Annotated in this window: 20 protein-coding genes; 9 read left to right on the top strand and 11 right to left on the bottom strand. The window is 64.0% G+C overall.

Translation table 11 applies throughout. The features are described 5' to 3' along the window. Positions 1 to 115: 115 nt before the first annotated feature. Positions 116 to 1,180 (top strand): lipopolysaccharide heptosyltransferase II, encoded by a 1,065-nt coding sequence (gene waaF / locus N2603_RS15590; protein ID WP_260389510.1) that lies wholly within the window; start codon positions 116 to 118, stop codon positions 1,178 to 1,180. 61 nt (positions 1,181 to 1,241) lie between these two features. Here the strand turns inward: waaF and N2603_RS15585 are convergent, their stop codons facing one another. Beyond that, positions 1,242 to 1,625: a helix-turn-helix domain-containing protein gene (locus N2603_RS15585; protein WP_311741416.1), complete on the bottom strand. Its 384-nt coding sequence runs from the start codon at positions 1,623 to 1,625 to the stop codon at positions 1,242 to 1,244. Continuing rightward, positions 1,625 to 1,927, bottom strand: coding sequence for a type II toxin-antitoxin system HigB family toxin (locus tag N2603_RS15580; protein ID WP_260389509.1), 303 nt, complete (start codon positions 1,925 to 1,927; stop codon positions 1,625 to 1,627). Before N2603_RS15580 ends, N2603_RS15585 begins: the two co-directional genes overlap by 1 nt. A gap of 158 nt (positions 1,928 to 2,085) precedes the next feature. Here N2603_RS15580 and N2603_RS15575 point away from each other — a divergent pair, with 158 nt between their 5' ends. Both N2603_RS15575 and N2603_RS15570 read left to right on the top strand, forming a co-directional pair. After that, positions 2,086 to 2,268: a hypothetical protein gene (locus N2603_RS15575; protein WP_260389508.1), complete on the top strand. Its 183-nt coding sequence runs from the start codon at positions 2,086 to 2,088 to the stop codon at positions 2,266 to 2,268. Positions 2,269 to 2,270: 2 nt separating this feature from the next. Beyond that, a complete protein-coding gene (locus N2603_RS15570; protein ID WP_425248988.1) occupies positions 2,271 to 2,666 on the top strand; it encodes a hypothetical protein in 396 nt (131 codons plus the stop codon). A gap of 156 nt (positions 2,667 to 2,822) precedes the next feature. Here N2603_RS15570 and N2603_RS15565 read toward each other — a convergent pair whose 3' ends face one another. Further along, positions 2,823 to 3,860 carry a glycosyltransferase family 4 protein gene (locus N2603_RS15565; protein WP_260389507.1) on the bottom strand — a complete coding sequence of 346 codons (1,038 nt, stop codon included), beginning with the start codon at positions 3,858 to 3,860 and terminating at the stop codon, positions 2,823 to 2,825. A gap of 126 nt (positions 3,861 to 3,986) precedes the next feature. Between N2603_RS15565 and galE the strand changes: the two genes are divergently transcribed. From galE to N2603_RS15550, 3 genes are all read left to right on the top strand, one after another. Continuing rightward, complete coding sequence (gene galE / locus N2603_RS15560; protein ID WP_260389506.1) at positions 3,987 to 5,000, top strand: UDP-glucose 4-epimerase GalE; 1,014 nt, start codon at positions 3,987 to 3,989, stop codon at positions 4,998 to 5,000. A 118-nt stretch (positions 5,001 to 5,118) separates the two neighbouring features. Beyond that, positions 5,119 to 6,921: an ABC transporter ATP-binding protein gene (locus tag N2603_RS15555; protein ID WP_260389505.1), complete on the top strand. Its 1,803-nt coding sequence runs from the start codon at positions 5,119 to 5,121 to the stop codon at positions 6,919 to 6,921. Positions 6,922 to 6,960: 39 nt separating this feature from the next. After that, positions 6,961 to 7,662 carry a fumarylacetoacetate hydrolase family protein gene (locus N2603_RS15550; RefSeq protein ID WP_018642931.1) on the top strand — a complete coding sequence of 234 codons (702 nt, stop codon included), beginning with the start codon at positions 6,961 to 6,963 and terminating at the stop codon, positions 7,660 to 7,662. Positions 7,663 to 7,737: 75 nt separating this feature from the next. On the opposite strand, the gene N2603_RS15545 is transcribed toward N2603_RS15550, so the two are convergent. The 5 genes from N2603_RS15545 to N2603_RS15525 all read right to left on the bottom strand — a co-directional run bounded on the left by N2603_RS15545 (position 7,738) and on the right by N2603_RS15525 (position 11,555). After that, positions 7,738 to 8,196, bottom strand: a complete 459-nt coding sequence (locus N2603_RS15545) for a YybH family protein (protein ID WP_260389504.1) — start codon at positions 8,194 to 8,196, stop codon at positions 7,738 to 7,740. 141 nt (positions 8,197 to 8,337) lie between these two features. Then, positions 8,338 to 9,069, bottom strand: a complete 732-nt coding sequence (locus N2603_RS15540; RefSeq protein WP_260389503.1) for a sulfite exporter TauE/SafE family protein — start codon at positions 9,067 to 9,069, stop codon at positions 8,338 to 8,340. 183 nt (positions 9,070 to 9,252) lie between these two features. Next, positions 9,253 to 10,182 (bottom strand): aspartyl/asparaginyl beta-hydroxylase domain-containing protein, encoded by a 930-nt coding sequence (locus N2603_RS15535; protein WP_260389502.1) that lies wholly within the window; start codon positions 10,180 to 10,182, stop codon positions 9,253 to 9,255. Between the two features lie 145 nt (positions 10,183 to 10,327). Continuing rightward, complete coding sequence (locus tag N2603_RS15530) at positions 10,328 to 10,483, bottom strand: hypothetical protein (RefSeq protein ID WP_014493894.1); 156 nt, start codon at positions 10,481 to 10,483, stop codon at positions 10,328 to 10,330. Between the two features lie 148 nt (positions 10,484 to 10,631). Continuing rightward, positions 10,632 to 11,555 (bottom strand): LysR family transcriptional regulator, encoded by a 924-nt coding sequence (locus N2603_RS15525; RefSeq protein WP_260389500.1) that lies wholly within the window; start codon positions 11,553 to 11,555, stop codon positions 10,632 to 10,634. Between the two features lie 213 nt (positions 11,556 to 11,768). Between N2603_RS15525 and N2603_RS15520 the strand changes: the two genes are divergently transcribed. The 3 genes from N2603_RS15520 to N2603_RS15510 are packed head-to-tail and all read left to right on the top strand — an operon-like array spanning position 11,769 to position 14,010. Beyond that, positions 11,769 to 12,479 (top strand): SDR family NAD(P)-dependent oxidoreductase, encoded by a 711-nt coding sequence (locus tag N2603_RS15520; RefSeq protein ID WP_018643280.1) that lies wholly within the window; start codon positions 11,769 to 11,771, stop codon positions 12,477 to 12,479. 16 nt (positions 12,480 to 12,495) lie between these two features. Further along, entirely contained in the window at positions 12,496 to 12,732 is a 237-nt protein-coding gene (locus N2603_RS15515; protein WP_026312040.1) for a tautomerase family protein, read from the top strand. Between the two features lie 30 nt (positions 12,733 to 12,762). Further along, complete coding sequence (locus tag N2603_RS15510) at positions 12,763 to 14,010, top strand: MFS transporter (protein ID WP_260389499.1); 1,248 nt, start codon at positions 12,763 to 12,765, stop codon at positions 14,008 to 14,010. A 25-nt stretch (positions 14,011 to 14,035) separates the two neighbouring features. On the opposite strand, the gene N2603_RS15505 is transcribed toward N2603_RS15510, so the two are convergent. From N2603_RS15505 to N2603_RS15495, 3 genes are all read right to left on the bottom strand, one after another. After that, entirely contained in the window at positions 14,036 to 14,671 is a 636-nt protein-coding gene (locus tag N2603_RS15505; RefSeq protein ID WP_260389498.1) for a phasin family protein, read from the bottom strand. Continuing rightward, on the bottom strand, positions 14,634 to 15,296 hold the full coding sequence (locus tag N2603_RS15500; RefSeq protein ID WP_260389497.1) for a ParA family protein: 663 nt from the start codon (positions 15,294 to 15,296) through the stop codon (positions 14,634 to 14,636). The genes N2603_RS15505 and N2603_RS15500 overlap by 38 nt, the downstream gene beginning before the upstream one ends. Before the next feature lie 141 nt (positions 15,297 to 15,437). Continuing rightward, the gene (locus N2603_RS15495) at positions 15,438 to 16,898 is read right to left on the bottom strand and encodes a flavin-containing monooxygenase (protein WP_260389496.1); all 1,461 of its coding nucleotides are present in this window, start codon (positions 16,896 to 16,898) and stop codon (positions 15,438 to 15,440) included. Between the last annotated feature and the right edge of the window lie 118 nt (positions 16,899 to 17,016).

Raw genomic sequence — 17,016 nt, 5'->3', positions numbered from 1 at the left:
CAAAGTGTAAGCATTTTGGGCAGCCGCTTTGGACTCGCGCACTGCCTGCTTTACGTCCCGGCCCGGAGCGGCTAACCGAACCGCCACATCAGCTCGCCTTCGGCCCTATTAACGAATGAACCAAGATTCGCAACTTAGTGAAGATACAGATCGGGACGACACCCGCCCGATTCTGATCATTCCCTACATGTGGATCGGCGATTTCGTCCGGAATCACACCGTGGTGCGGGTCCTGAAGGAGCGCTGGCCGAACCGGCCGGTCGATCTCCTGACCACATCCCTGTGCGCCCCGCTGGTCGATTACATGCCCGGCGTGCGGGAGGGGATCGTCTGGGACCTGCCGCGCAGCCGGCTGGCCGTAGGCCGGCAGTTCGGCTTGGCCAAACTCCTTCGGAAACGGAACTACGGCACCGCCCTGGTGCTGCCCCGGACCTGGAAAGCGGCCATCGCGCCGGCGCTGGCCGGTATCCCGGAACGGGTCGGCTTCGTCGGCGAGTTCCGGTTCGGGTTGCTCAACCGCTGGCGCTGGGGCGAGAAGAAGCTGCCCCGCTTCATCGACAAGAACGCTGCGCTGGCCCAGCCCGACGGCGCCCCCCTGCCGCCGGAATGGCCGGTGCCGCAATTGCGCGTTCCCAGCGAGGAAATCGCGCGCTGGCGGCAGGCCAACGGCCTCAGCGCCGGCGCAGCGGTTGCGCTCGCCCCCGGCTCGGTCGGCGTCTCCAAGCGTTGGACCTACTATCCCGAGGCCGCCCGCCTGCTGGTCGAGCGCGGGCTCGAGGTTTGGGTGGTCGGCGGCCCCGCCGAAAAGGGCCTCGCCCAGGAGATCGTCGCCGCCGGCGGCCCGAAGGTACGCGACCTCACCGGCAACGATCTGCGCAACGGCGTGCTGGCCATGGCCGCGGCGGGCGTCGCGATCTCCAACGATTCCGGTCTGATGCACATCGCCGCCGCGCTCGGCACCCCCACCATGGGCATCTTCGGCCCGACCAGCCCCTATCTTTGGGCCCCCCTCAACGGCCTCGCCGCGACCGTGGTCCAGGACAAGAGCGTGCTGTCGTGCCAGCCGTGCCAGAGCACGATCTGCAAGATGAACGACCACCGCTGCATGCGGGACATTGCGGCCAGCGAGGTGGTGGGGATTACGCAGCGGGTGCTGAGGGAGGCGGGAGCGCCGGTCTAGCCGACATATGCGAGGACGGCTCGTATCTTGGGGACGTCAGCGTCAGAATTCGCCAACGGGACTACGCGGACGCACGCCCCAGTTCATATTGAGCTGTCAGAGCACCAATCGGAATATTCCATTCCTTGCTGATGGTCCGGATCATGTCCAGTGTCAGTGGGCGGACGCGATTCAAAATCTCGGACGCGCGATTGCGTCCAATCAACGCCGCCAGTTCTGCCTGTGATCGCCCCATTGACTCGATTGCGAAATGGAGGACGTCGATCGGATCGCCGTGAGTGGTCGCGAAGTGATTGTCTTCGTATTCCTTGATGAGCGACGACAATACCTCGAAGCGATCACCATCGGGCGTACCGGGCGTCGGTTCGACGTCGAAATAGCGGGACACTTCACGAATGGCCCAATCGTAATCCTGTTCGTTGTGGAGCGGCTTTACGTCCATCATCACACGGTCTCCGCGTCTATTCCGTCATACTCTTCGTGCGTGCCGACAAACTTGATGAGGGCTGTTTTGAACTTGTAGGAGAAATGGACCACAAGGCGATACTTGTTGCCGCCAATGTCGAAGATGGCTCTGTTGTCTCCAACAAAGTCCACGTTGTTTCCAAACGCCTTCTTCAAATCGGCTGGGCCGCTCCAGTCCCCTTTGGAAACGATCTCATACCAGGTACCTAAGGGAGTCTCCGCTTTGGGGTATCGCTGCCAAAAGGCTTTGAGTGCCTTTCTTGCTATTACATTCGTCGACATAGCATGTTCCCAAAATGGGATCAACCCAAAAGTTCCCAAGGCGGGAATAGACTTCTTACTCTAGCGGGCTACGCCGCGGAACCTTCTTCGACCTAACATAAGTTGCTTACACCCTCGGGAAACCTTGGCATCCTCTCGCCTCTCCGGGGGACACAGCCATGGACGAGGACTTCATCAGGGGTCGTGCTGAGCACATCCGGGAGCTCGCGACGAAGGCGGATCCGTTCACCAAAAAGCGTCTGCTCGATCTTGCCAACACCTATGAGCGTAGCCTTCGCCCGGCCTCGCACGTCGCGGTAAAAGGGACGGCAAAGCATTCGCAACCGCAGGCGAAACGCTAGGCATGCCCAGGGAGAAGGAACGCGAGGGCCAGCGTGTCGTGTTCGAGCGGCCGCTGCCGGCGCAGATGATGGCGATCGACGGCACCTGGCGGCGCCCGGGCCTTGTCAAGGACGTGTCCGAGAATTCCGCCACGCTGCGCGTCGAGAGCTCCATCGAAGGCCTGGCGCTGACGGAGTTCTTCCTCGTGCTCTCCTCAACCGGACTTGCCTATCGCAGATGCCAGCTCGACCGCGTGAACGGCGACGAGATCGAGGTCACTTTCCTGCGTCAGAACGTCAATAAGAAGCTGCGCGGCGAGACGTCGGCTTGCTCAATGGTACGTGGTCCATGCGCCGGAGCGCACGGATTGCGGGCTCGCCTCAGCGAAGGGCAGGACGCCTGGGACGTTTTGGGATGATACCAGTCTACAGGTGTTTTGCCCGACGGGTCAAATCGGTTTCGCAAAATCAGCAGACGATTAGACCACCCGCCAAACCGTTGATTCCATTATCCCCGGCTACTGTGCATGGGGTTGTTTTTCGACTTTTTTGTTTGCGATGGCAAAAGTGGCGGCTCAGAGCAGCGGCCGATAGACCTCGCCGATCCGCGCGGCTTCCGCATCGAGGCTGAATCGTTCGAGCACCCGTGCCCGCCCGCGCTCGCCCATTACCGTGGCAGCGGCCACGTCGCGCATCAGCGGCTCGAGCGCTGCCGCGAGCGCGTCGGCATCTCCCGTCGGGATCAGCACGCCGGTGACGCCATCCTCGACCACGAGCTCGGCCGCGCCGGCACGCGCGGCGACCAGCGCACTGCCTGCCGCCATCGCCTCGATCAGCGTCAAACCAAAACCTTCGTTGCGTGATGTGAAGGCGTAGATCGTCAAGCGCTGATACCAGCGCTGCACCGCTTCGATCGGCAACTCGCCGGTGATGACGATGCGCGATTGCAGGTTGGCCGCTTCGATGCGCTTCTTCAGGTCGCTCGCAAACGGCGCCTGCTCGGGCGTGACCTGGCCGACGATCACGGCGGTGAAGTCGGGATAGCGCGGCAGCAAGCGGCACATCGCATCGACGAACACATCTGTGCCCTTCTGCGCGCGCACACGGCCGAAGCAGCCGATGGCGTAGCGGCCCGGCAGCGCGGCTTCCGCGAAGGCAGCAGCGCGATCGATCGGCGGCGCGTAGACGTCGGTGTCGACGCCGTGCGGGATCACCGTCGCCTGCACCTTCAGGAACGAGGCCGAGATGTCTGATGTCGCGATGATCGCGTCCATGCGCCGGATCAGCCAGCGCGTGATCCATGAGTGATGCCGCTGCGCCGCCGAGGTGAACACGAGTTTGAGCGGCCAGCCGAGCGCGCGCAGCACGACGCCCGCGATCATCTCGTTGTTGCGGCGCGCGTGCCAGATCAGCGGCGCCTTGCGGCGCCACAAATGCAGGAAATCAGCGCCGCTCAGCCGCGCGATCCCCTCCGGCGCATCCGAGCCGAACCAGGCGGCGCGATACAGTTTCGCCAGCCGCGGCGCCACCATCCGGTTGGTCGCGGTGACCCCGGAATAGCGCCTGTGCAGATTTGGCACGATCACTTGCAGATCGCCCTGGGAATTCGCCACGTCATGCTCCGTTTCGAAAGGTCCCTATACGCAACATTAAGCATAGTGACCAGTTCAGGACCGCCGATACCCCCTCTTCACCACGCAAGCGCTAGCTTTGCGCGTTGATCGAGGACGGGTGAGACCATGACTGTGCTAGTCACCGGCGGCGCCGGTTATATCGGAAGTCATACGGTCCTGGCGCTGGCGGAGGCTGGCGAGGACGTCGTCGTGATCGACGATCTCTCCACCGGCTTCTCCGCGTATTTGCCGGAAGGCGTGCCGCTGTTCATTGGCGACGCCGGCGACGAGAACCTGCTCGAAGGCGTGATCGCCCAGCACAACATCGAGAGCATCATCCATTTCGCCGGCTCCGTCGTCGTGCCGGATTCGATGCGCGATCCGCTCGGCTACTACCGCAACAACTTCACGACCGCGCGCAATCTGCTCAACGTCGCCGTCAAGCGCGGCATTGGCCGCTTCATCTTCTCCTCGACCGCGGCGGTCTACGGCAATCCGGACCAGGTGCCGGTGCCCGAGCACGCGCCGACGCGGCCGCTGTCGCCTTACGGCTCCTCGAAGCTGATGACCGAGATCATGCTGCACGACGTCGCCGCCGCCTACGGCATGCAGTACGTCACCCTGCGCTATTTCAACGTCGCCGGCGCCGATCCGCAGGCGCGCATCGGGCTTGCCACCGTCGGCGCCACGCATCTGCTCAAGATCGCGGTCGAGGCCGCGACCGGCCAGCGCGCCAAGATCGACGTGTTCGGCACCGACTATCCGACCCCCGACGGCAGCTGCATCCGCGACTTCATCCACGTCACGGACCTGTCGCAGGCCCATCGCTCGGCACTCGCTTACCTGCGCAACGGCGGCGCCTCGACCACGCTGAATTGCGGCTATGGCCGCGGCTATTCGGTGCTGGAGACCATCGACGCTGTGCGCCGGGTGTCCGGCCGCAGCTTCGCCGTCCAGTACGCCCCGCGCCGGCCCGGCGACATCATGACCATGGTCGCCGACACCAGCCGCATCCGCGGCCTGCTCGACTGGAAGCCGCAATATGACGACCTCGAGACCATCGCAGCCCATGCGCTGGCCTGGGAGGACAAGCTGTTCCGCGACCGCCATGGCGAGCTCCGCCAGGCCGTCTCGGCCTAGATTCCGTCCCGATGCAAGCCCTGAATTGGGCTTGAAAAACCCCGCTTGAGCGGGCACAGAGGCCCATCGATCCCTGACGCGCGGGCAGGCTTTGTCCTGCGCTGTCAATGGACTACGGATGGCCCAGTTTCCAAAGAAAATCACCGACGATCCCTATGCGGCAGCGGTCCTGATTCGCCGCCTGGTCACCGAACAGGGCATCGTCTACTGGCGGCGCTACCTCGTCGCCTTCGCGCTGATGGCGCTTGCCGCCGGATCGACCGCGGGCGCGACCTATGTGCTCGGCCAGGTCATCAACCAGGCCTATGTCGACAAGAACATCCCGGGCATCGCGATGTTCTCGGGGATCACGGTGGTCCTGCTCTTCATCAAGGGCGTGGCGACCTACGGCCACATGGTGATCCTGACCAAGATCAGCAACGCGATCCTCGCCACCAATCAGCGCCAGCTGTTCGCGAAACTGATGCGCGAGAGCGTCGGCTTCTTTTCCGAGCGGCACTCCTCCGAGTTCCTGGCGCGGCTGACGGCCGGCGCAAAATCCATTACCGACGTGCTCAACATGCTGGTCAACGCCATCGGGCGCGACCTCTTGATGCTGCTCGCCATGATCGGCGTGATGGTGTGGCAGGATCCGCTGATGTCGTTCATCGGCCTCGTCGCGGTGCCGCCGGCGATGCTGGTGCTGCGCAAGCTGGTCAAGCGCATCAAGGGCCTCGCCTTCACCCAGTTCACCGGCACCGCCGACATCATGGAGACGATGCAGGAATCGCTGCAGGGCATCCGCACCGTCAAGGCGTTCACGCTCGAAGACACCATGCAGAAGCGCATCGACGAGAACATCGCGATCGTCGAGCGCAACGCCAACAAGATGGCCCGCGTCGCCAACCGCTCCAACCCGCTGATGGAGATGCTCGGCGGTTTCGCGGTTGCCGGCTGCCTGATGTACGGCGGCTATGCCGTGGTCGCGCTCAACGCCACGCCAGGCGCGTTCTTCACCTTCATGACCGCGTTCCTGATGGCGACCGAGCCGGCCAAGCGGCTGGCGCGGCTCAACATCGACCTCAACAGCCAGCTCGTCGGCGCGCGCATGCTGCTCGAGGTCGTCGACAGCCCGGCGAGTGAGCAGTCCGACGACGACAAGCCCGCCTTGAAGCTCACCGACGCACGGATCGAGCTGCGCGACGTCAGCTTCTCCTATCGCGCCAATGAGACCATCCTCAACCGCATGAGCTTCACGGCCGAGCCCGGCAAGGTCACCGCGCTGGTCGGTCCCTCCGGCGGCGGCAAGTCGACCGTGCTGGCGCTGCTCTTGCGCTTCTACGAGGTGACGCAAGGCGACATCGTGATCGACGGCCAGCCGATCTCTTCGGTCTCGCGCAAATCGCTGCGCGCCCAGACCGCCTATGTCGGCCAGGACGTCTATCTGTTCCGCGACACCATCCGCAGTAACATCGCCTTCGGCAAGCCGGGCGCGAGCGAGGGCGAGATCATCGAGGCGGCGAAGGCGGCCTGCGCGCATGATTTCATCATGGGCTTCCCGCTCGGCTACGACACGCCGGTCGGCGAGCACGGCACGCAGCTCTCCGGCGGCCAGCGCCAGCGCATCGCGGTGGCGCGCGCGCTGCTCAAGAACGCACCGATCATCCTGCTCGATGAAGCCACCGCCGCGCTCGATTCCGAATCCGAGCGGCAGGTGCAGGAGGCGATCGAGCATCTCTGCCAGAACCGCACCACCATCGTGATCGCGCACCGACTGCACACCATCATGCACGCCGACGCCATCCTGGTGGTCGAGGGCGGCGAGATCGTCGAGCAGGGCCGCCACGACGAGCTGCTGCGCCGCGGCGGGCGCTACGCTTCGTTCTTCCGCCTGCAACATCGCGACGCCGGCGCTCTGGCGCCGATCGGCGCAACCGCATAGAGTTCCTTACCATCCCACCAAGAGCAGCGAGACCGCTCCATGAACGCCGCCTCCTACGTCATCCCGCTTCCGCCCCAGGCTTCGCTTCCCGTCGTCGGGGAGAGCGGCCGTTTTCCGGTGCGCCGCATCTGGTGCGTCGGCCGCAACTATCTCGAGCACATCCGCGAGATGGGCAATGACGAGCGCGCCCCGCCGTTCTTCTTCGCCAAGCATGCCGACATGCTGGTGCCCGATGGCGCCACCATTCCCTATCCGCCGCTGACCAAGGACCTGCATCACGAGGTCGAGCTGATCGTCGCGCTCAAGAGCGGCGGCCTCAACATTCCCGCCGAGAAGGCGCTCGACCACGTCTACGGCTATGCCGTCGGCATCGACCTTACCCGCCGCGACCTCCAGATCGCCTCGCGCAAGAAGGAGCGCCCGTGGGAGATCGGCAAGTCGTTCGACGGCTCGGCGCCTGCCTCGGCATTGCAGCCGGCCTCGAAGATCGGCCATCCCACCAAGGGCAGGATCTGGCTCACGGTCAACGGCAAGGAAGCCCAGACGGGCGACCTCGAGCAGATGATCTGGAACGTGCCGGAGACGATCTGGCAGCTGTCCCAGCAGGTGAAGCTCGCCGCCGGCGACATCATCATGACCGGTACGCCGGCCGGCGTGTCGCAGCTGCAGCCCGGCGACAAGCTCGAATGCGGCGTTGACGGCGTCGGCACGCTGAAGGTCAGCATCGGCCAGCCGGAATAGGCGGCGCAACGATTGAAAATCGAAAGGCCCCGGACGTGTCCGGGGCCTTTTGCATTTCGAACATGTGATCGCGTTCTACCAGGCCTTCACCGGCCGATTGGCGTGGCTTGCCTGCGGCACACCGCGATTGAGCGACATGTGCGAATGCACGCACAGCCAGCCATCGTTATCCTTTGAAAACACCATCGTCGCCCGGCCCGGTCGCGCAAACGCGCTGCCATCGGGATGATAGCCCGTGCTGGTCCACGGCGCGATCACGGTCGCCATCGCCCCATCGGGTGACGCCAGAACAGAGGCCTGATCGAAGACGAAATGGAAGTCGGCCGTCTTCGGCCAGACGTTGTCCCATTGCGTCTTGACCCATTGATCGAGGCCGGGGATGACATCGTTGTGCGTGCCGAAGGCGAGCACGTCGGGATGGAAGAGCGGCCTTGCCGAGGCGTAGTCGACCTCGCGGACATAACCCGCGAAGGTGTCAAGCCACTGGCGGAAGAACTGCGTGATCTCGGTGTTCGCGGTCGGCAAAGGCGCCATTGCCTGCTCCATATTGGCCACAAGGTCTCTACCCTTACATCACAGTGCGTCTGATGTCCGCCATGTTGCCGGTAGTGGAGGCAAGCCGATCGCTTCTGACGTCGCACGTAGCCAAACAATCGACGTCGTGCCGATACCAGTTTACGTTCGCAAATAGGGTAGGAGCAAAAGCTGAAGGCCAGCCATGCCCAGGATCGCTGCCAGAGCGCAACGTGTCATCCTTTCCGACAACCAGCGCAAACCTATCAATGTCCCGAGCATCGCACCTACAAGCGCCGCCAACGCATAGAGCCACGTCTGCTCGGAGGGGGTTTGACCGGCATATGCTGCGCCGAGAAACCCCAGAACCGAATTTGCCAAAATGAAGGGCGCTGAGAGAGCTGCCGTCTGTTTCGGCGAAGCCCAGCGCAGCGTAATCAAGATCGGTGCCAGGAAGATCCCGCCACCAACACCGGTAAGCCCAGACACGAGACCAACCGTCGCACCGACAGCGAAGGCGCCGCGCAACGGCATCGATCGATCTTGTGCTCCCTGACGTACGTGACCGACAGCAAGGATTGCCGCCGCGAGCAAAAGCACGACTCCAGTAAAAGCCTTGTACAGATGCGCATCAAGCACGATGAACCCGCCGACAAGAGCGGCCGGCAGCGACGCGGCTAGCAACGGACGGAGTTTGGTCCAGTCGACCAAACGACCGCGATTGAAAAGCCAGGTGGAGTACGTGGCAGCAACGATATTCAGCAGGAGGGCCGTGGGACGCATCTCAACCGGTGAAAACGAGGCGAACGCCATCAAGGCGAGAAACGCCGTACCGCCAGCTTGGCCCACCGTTGCGTACAACAGCGAAATGACCGCAAATAACACCGAGAGCATTCCGCCTACGTACAACGTAGGCGGCCGAGACCACAAAGAAAAAAGCCCCTGAGCGTGCTCCGGGCTTTGTGATTCAGGCACCGTAGCCCGGATGAAGCGAAGCGCAATCCGGGACTCTCTCGCCGCGACAAAGGCCCCGGATTTCGCTTCGCTTCATCCGGGCTACGTACTTCGCACCTCGGCCTACCGCAGCGCCGACAGCACGATGAGGCCAAGGATCAGCGCCGTCAGCGAATATTTCAGCGTGTAGTAGACGTTGCGGTTCCACTCCTTGACCTTGCGGCTGGCGAGGTGGATCTCGTAGAGCTTGCCGAATACCTTGTTGAGCACGCCGACATTCTCGCCCTCGACGTTCTGGGTCGCCGACGCCTTGACGATGTGATGGCTGACCCAGCGATTGATCGCGGTCATGAAGCCGAACTTCATCGGGCGCTCGACGTCGCAGAACAGGATGATGCGGTTGACGTCGGTCTGGTTCTCGGCGCTGTGGATGAAGGTCTCGTCGAACATGAAGGCCTCGCCGTCGCGCCAGACGCACTCGACGCCGTCGACGAGGATGCGGCACTTGTTCGAGTTCGGCGTGACGAGGCCGAGATGGTAGCGCAGCGAGCCCGCGAAGGGATCGCGGTGCGCCCCCAACTTGCCGCCCGGCGGCAGCATCGCGAACATGGCACCATGCACGCTCGGGATCGACTTGAGCAGCTCAACCGTCTTCGGGCACAGCGTGTTCGCCGACGGCAGGAAGTCGTCATACCATTTCAGGTAAAAGCGTTTCCAGCCGCTCTTGAAGAACGAGTAGAAGCCCCAGTCGTTGTTCTTCGCCGCCGCGCGGATAAAACCTTCGTCGAACAGGCGCACGGCCTCGTCGCGGATCGTCTCCCAGTTCTCGCTGAGGGGCTTGAGCTCCGGAAACTGATCGACCGAGATCACCGGCTTGTTCGGCACGGCCGAGCCGGCGTACATCAGGACGTTGTACGGCGCGAGGTAGGTCGAATGATCGCCAAGCTGGCGCGCGAAGCGCAGCCGCTGCTTGCCGCGGAAGTGAACGTAGATCGTCGAGGCCGCAAGCACATATAAAATGACCAGTTGCGGCGCAAAAAGCTGTTTCAGCATTTCCCCAAGTTCCCAGGTGACCCAGCCGGGGACGTCATCTACTCCGACCCAGCGCGAGCAGCAAGATATTCACCGGTGGGTTGCAATCACACCGGAGAGAGCAAGGGAATGGAATTTGGGGCTGAACCGGCCGAAACGAACCGAATCAGGCCCGCGACAGCGCCTGGAGACCCTTGAAGGTCAGCCGCTTGGGATCGGTGACGCCGGCGAGGTAGAGCCGGCGGATGAACGCGATCACGGCGTCGCGATCGCAATCGGTCAGCGCGACGACGGCGTCGACCGCGATCTTCTGGGCTTCCATTGGGCTCACCTCGGCCTTGCGAGTAACCCCGGCCGAGACAGGCTAGGACTCATCCGTTAAATCGGCGTTAACCGTTTGGGAACCATCGCCGATTCAGCCCGGCCCACCGTATACGCAAAACAACGCATTGCGGCCGGCGGGAAGCGGCTCAGCGCGCCTTGATGCTGTTCTTCAGCAGCGCAAACTGCTTCTTCAACCGGGGCACGGCGAAGTCGGTGAAGGCCCGCACCTTGGGCACCGAGAGCCGGCCCTGCGGGCAGATCAGGTGCGCGGGCATCTCCGGATCCTCATCGTCTGCCAGCACGATCTCGAGCTCGCCGCGCCCGACCTGCTCGGCCACCTGGTACGAATACATCCGCGCCACGCCGCGCCCGGCCACAGCGGAGGCCACCGCCGCATAGGTGCTGTTGACGACGAGCCGCGGGGTGAACTGCACGGTTCGCGGCGCCGACGAGCCCGCCTGCGGCGCAAAGGTCCAGGAATTGGGCAGATGCGCCATCGCGACGATCTGGTGTTTTGCGAGATCGCCCGGCTCGGTGATGCGCGGATGCTGCTTCAGGTAGCGGGGGGCGGCCACCACGACACGGCTGATGCCGCCGACCCGCATCGCCACCATCGCCGAATCCGCCAGCGGGCCGATGCGAAGCGCGACGTCGACGCCCTCCTCGATCAGATTGACCGCACGGTCGAACAGCAGCAGTTTTGCCGATACGGTCGGATAGGCATCGAGGAATGCGTCGAGGATCGGCCGCAGCACCATCTCGCCCGAGACCACCGGAGCGGTGATCGTGAGCAGGCCGCGCGGTGCCGTGCGCGGTCCGGCCGCGATGTCCTCGGCTTCCTCCAGCTCGGTGAGCACGCGGCGGCAGATCGCGACATAGCGCTCGCCCTCCTCGCTCAGCTTGATCGAGCGTGTCGTCCGGTGCAGCAGCTCGGCGCCGACGCGCTCTTCCAGAAACGCGATGGCGCGGCTCACTGCCGCGGGTGAGCGGCCGAGCTTGCGGCCTGCGGCGGCGAGGCTGCCCTCGTCCACCGCAAGCACGAACACATTCATCGCATCCAGACGATCCATGCGCGTCCCGCCGTCCCCCGAGATTTCAGCTGCAGGCTAGGCGTTCGCTGCGGTCGCGACAACCGCCACCGGACGACAATCCGGCATTCGTTCGCGCCGCGAAAGAGTGTCTGCCGGGCAGCGGATATTCGCAAGCAAGCCGCCGCAGCGTACCTCAGCGGGCAAGCCAGCGGCTGCTGGCGCAGGTCTTCAAGCCAACAACGGGAGTCCGTCATGGGTATCGAGCAGAAAGTCGCCATCATCACCGGTGCATCACAGGGTATCGGCGCCGCCCTGGTGCAGGGTTTTCGCGATCGCAACTATCGCGTCGTCGCAACGGCACGCTCCATCAAGCCGTCGGGCGACGATGACGTCCTCGCCGTCGCGGGCGACATCGCCGACCGGTCCACCGCCGAGCGCGTGGTGTCGCAGGCGATCGCCCGCTTCGGCCGCGTCGACACGCTGGTCAACAACGCCGGCATCTTCGTCGCCAAGCCCTTCACGCAGTACACGGCCGAAGATTATGCGGCGGTGATGGGCACCAACGTCGCGGGCTTCTTCAACATCACGCAGCTCGCCATTGCCGAGATGGAGAAGCAGGGATCCGGCCACGTGGTCCAGATCACGACCACGCTGGTCGACCACGCCAATTCGAACGTGCCCTCGGTACTGGCCTCGCTGAGCAAGGGCGGGCTGAACGCCGCGACCAAATCGCTCGCGATCGAATACGCCAGGCGCGGCATCCGCGTAAATGCTGTGTCGCCCGGCATCATCAAGTCGCCGATGCACGCCATCGCGACGCATGCGCAGTACGGCGCGATGCATCCCCTGGGCCACATGGGCGAGATGTCCGACATCGTCGATGCCGTGCTCTATCTCGAACGTGCCTCCTTCGTCACCGGCGAGATCCTGCATGTCGACGGCGGCCAGAGCGCCGGCCACTGAGCCGAGGAGACAGACAATGCCCATCGTCACCATTCAAGTGACCCGCGAGGGAACGACGCCGGGCGCGGCGTCGCTCACGGCGGAGGAGAAGGCGGCGCTGATCAAGGGTTCGAGCCAGCTCCTGCTGGACGTGCTCGGCAAGCCGCTCGAGTCCACTTTCGTCGTGATCGAGGAAGTCGACACCGACAATTGGGGCTGGGGCGGCCTGCCCGTGCAGGAATTCCGGCGCCGCAGCGCCGCCCAGACAGGATGACCCGCGCGCCATCGCGCGCAGGAGGATGACATGACCAACACAGATTCGAAGCGACACGTCGAGACCCGGCCGCAGCAGCGGCCGGGATCGGCGTCACAACAAACATCCTCACAGCAAACCTGGCGATACGCCGTGGCGGGTTTGTCCGCATCGCTGGTCGGGCTCGGCCTCGCCCGCTTTTCCTACACGCCGCTGATCCCGGCCTTGATCGCAGCAAAGTGGTTCAGCGCATCCGATGTCGTCTATCTCGGTGCTGCGAACCTCGCCGGCTATCTCGCCGGCGCGCTCGCGGCACGCGCCATCGCCAGCAGAATCGGCGCGGTCCGTGCGCTGCGGGCGATGATGCTGCTCGCCACCCTCTGCTTCTTTGCGAGCTCAGCCCCGGTGTCGTTCACCTGGTTCTTCGGCTGGCGCTTCCTGTCGGGCCTCACCGGCGGCGTCATCATGGTGCTGGCGGCGTCCGTCATTCTGCCGCACACCTCGGCCGCAAGACGCGGCATCGTCGGCGGCGTGATCTTCGCCGGCGTCGGGCTCGGCGTCGCGGCATCGGGCACGCTGGTGCCGCTGCTGTTGCAACAGGGTTTGCAGCAGAGCTGGTATGGTCTCGGTGTGCTCGCGGCCGTGCTGACGCTCGCGAGCTGGTGGAACTGGCCTGCGGAAACCAAAGGTGATGCCGCGCCTTCGCACCAGGCGAAGCCGCTGCGCACCTCGTTCGCCGCCCGGGCGCTGCTCGTTCAGTACGGTCTCAACGCCGTGGCGCTGGTGCCCCACATGGTCTTCATCGTGGATTTCGTGGCGCGCGGCCTCGGCCAGGGCATTGCCGCGGGATCGCGCTACTGGGTGCTGTACGGTCTCGGCGCCATCGTCGGCCCGCTCGTCACCGGCCATCTCGGCGACCGCTCCGGTTTTGGTCCCGCCCTGCGCGCGGCGTTCCTGATCGAGGCGGCGGCCGTGCTGCTCCCGACCGTCAGCACCGCGCCACTGTCGCTGATCGTGTCGAGCGTCGTGGTCGGCGGCTTCACACCAGGCATCGTGCCGCTGGTGCTCGGACGCATCCACGAGCTCGTGCCTCATTCGACCGAGCAGCAGCGCGCGACCTGGAGCCATGCCACCACCAGCTTCGCGCTGTTCCAGGCGGCCGCGGCCTACGGCTTCTCCTGGATCTACGCGCAGACCGGCGGAGACTATCTGGTCCTGTTCGGACTCGGTGGCGGCGCGGTGGTGCTGGCACTGGCGATCGATCTCGGCCTCGCCCTGATCGTCCCGCGCAGATCCTGAGCACGATGATGGCAGGCGAGCGGCATTACCTGGCACCGGGCTTTGTCATGCTTTGAGCAAGCGACCGCAGTAACTCGGTTTGCTTCAGGACCAGCTCACATTGTTTTCGCGCATGCGTGCCCGACAGCTCAACCAACTCCGCCAGCGTTTTTGCACGGCCTAACTCTCGCGCATACTCCAAGGTCGCGCCCGCATTGACTTTCATCAGTTCGAGCACGACGGTGCGACACTCGGCTGCCGTCCCAATTGCGTCGATGAGGTCGCTTTCCGCGACGACGGTTCCATTGGCCTCTGATGTCACACCGGCCAGCCGCGACTTGGCGAGGTCATTGGCGTAGTTGAGCGTAGCGCTCAAGCCGTCCAAGGCGCGGGCTTGATACTCCTTGGCCATGTCCACGATGAGATCAGTGGTGGTACTGCTCGGAGGTTCAGGTCGTGCAACGATGACGCTGGTCGCTTCTTGCACCGGAACATTCATCGGAGCAGGCGCTTCTTGCACGATCTGCGGCGCATCTTGGGGGAAGACGGCGACCGAGCCCGGCGGCATGGCCAAGCCCTCGTCGACCGCCCGGCTCACTTCCGCCGCCAGTTCCAGCAGCGAGCGACGCCCGGCGCGGGCAACGTCAGCAGGCAGCTTTGAGCGCGCCTTTGCCATAATCATCCGACTCCTCGGCCAAGTGCGCCGCGATCCAACCCCACAAACTGACAATTTCGTCCGAAGCTTTGCCCACCGGTGCGAACTCAGTCACGCCCAACCCTGCTCCGAGCGCATCCTGGTGATCGTTACGCTGCGCAACAAACGGAAGCGCAAGCACGCCGAGCGAGCTTAGCGATGTGGCAGCTTCGCTCAGCCGGCCTCCCCGCGCCGGCGTCTGATTGAGGATGAAGGCAAATCGGCGGTTGAGCCTGCGAATGGCGATCAGTGTAGGGATTGCGGCTTCGATATCGGCCGGGCTCGGGCGCGCCGGGATGAGACAGAGATCGGCGCAGGCGATGACGCGCATCGCCAGGCTGTTGGTCGTGGCAGCTGTGTCGATGATGGCAAGCCAGACGCCTTCGGCCCTCAGGCGCGCGATCAACGGTTCGATCTCGGCAGGATCGGTTACGCGCTCGACGCGAGGATAGGGATTCTCGCGGCGCTCCTTCCATCTCGAGATCGTACCTTGTGCGTCCGCCTCAATGAGAGCGACGCGTTCCGAGCGCTGCGTTGCCGCCACCGCCAGTCCAACGGACAGCGTACTCTTGCCGCTTCCGCCTTTTTGCGTGACCAGGGCAAGGACGTGCATGTCCCGCGCTCCCTCAGGACGGCAACGACGCCGAACTCAGACGTCGTCGGAAATCAACTTCTTGCAGCGCAAAAATACTACCGCAAGTCGCGATTCGTCTCAAGCGAACGCGGCGCCATGCCGGTATCCTAGGCAGCAAGCTCAGGAATATTGCATCACGCCGTCGTCGATCCGGCCAAAGCGTAAGGAGACGATGTCGAACGCGTAGTTCTGGTACAGTCGCCACGGCCGCTTCGAGCCCTGCTTCGGCATTTTCGCCACCGAGCGCTGCACGTAGCCGGAGGTGAAATCCAGCGAGGGCTGCGCGGTGATCTCGGGATCGTCATTGTGCGGCATGCATTGCCGGAAATTGTGCCGATCCATGTAGTTGATGAGCCGGCAGACATATTCGCAGGTGAGATCGCATTTCAGCGTCCAGGACGCGTTGGTGTAGCCGAAGGCCGAGGCCATGTTCGGCACGTCGGCATACATCATGCCCTTGTAGGTCAGCGTCTTGGCGAAATCGACGGTGCGGCCGTCGACGCTGACCTCGAGACCGCCGACGACCTGCAGCACCAGCCCCGTCGCTGTCACGATGATATCGGCGACGAGCTCGCTGCCGTCCTTGAGACGAATACCGTTGCGCGTAAACGTATCGATCTCGTTGGTGACGACGGCGGCACGCTTTTCGCGGATCGCCTTGAAGAGATCGCCGTCGGGAACGAGACACAGACGCTGGTCCCAGGGATTGTAGCGTGGCGTGAAATGGGTCGCGACGTCGTAGTCGGGCCCGAGCGCCATCTGCACGCCCTTGAGAATGAGGTCCTTCACCTTCGCGGGCCGGCGCCGGCTGAGCTGGAAGAAGAACATCCCCCACATCACGTTGCGCCAGCGGATCAGATGATAGGCCAGCTGCGCCGGCAGATTGCGCCGCAATTTGTTGGCGACGGGGTCCTGCGCCGGGCGCGACACCACATAGGTCGGCGAACGCTGCAGCATGGTGACCTGCGCCGCTGCCTTGGCGAGCTCCGGCACCAGCGTCACCGCGGTCGCGCCGGACCCGATCACGACGACGCGCTTGCCCGCGTAGTCGATATCCTCGGTCCATTTCTGCGGATGCACGATGCGTCCGGCGAAGTCCGCAACGCCTGAAAACTCCGGCGTGTAGCCCGCCTCATATTTGTAATAGCCCGAGCACAGAAATAAGAAATTGCAAGTGAAGCGCACCAGCTCGGTCGCGCCCTCGCCCGTGATGCGCTCGGCCTCGACGGTCCAGCGCGCATCCGGCGTCGACCACGCCGCGCGCTTGACGCGATGGCGGAAGCGGATGTGCTTCTCGATATCGTTCTCGACTGCGGTCTCGCGCACATAGTTGAGGATCTGCGGCCCGTCGGCGATCGCCTTCGGATCGGTCCACGGCTTGAAGGAATAGCCGAGCGTGAACATGTCGCTGTCGGAGCGGATGCCGGGATAGCGGAACAGATCCCAGGTGCCGCCGATGCAGTCGCGCCCCTCCAGGATGACGTAGCTTTTGGTGGGGCACTTGCTCTGCAAATGATAGCCCGCGCCGATGCCGGACAAGCCCGCGCCGACGATCAGCACATCGAAATGTTCTTGTTGCATGGTTTCCTCCGCGAAGGAGGATTGTCCGCCCGCCGCCGCTGGCCGTCAATTGGCAATCGGCCGTACCGCAACTGCAAAGCGAGTTGAATTCCATGCGCCGAAACAACAAAGCCCCGGA

The sequence above is a fragment of the Bradyrhizobium huanghuaihaiense genome (assembly GCF_025200885.1).
GTDB classification, from domain to species: domain Bacteria; phylum Pseudomonadota; class Alphaproteobacteria; order Rhizobiales; family Xanthobacteraceae; genus Bradyrhizobium; species Bradyrhizobium huanghuaihaiense.
The sequence above is the reverse complement of the archived record's forward strand: the minus strand, read 5'-3'. Positions and strand labels throughout refer to the sequence as shown.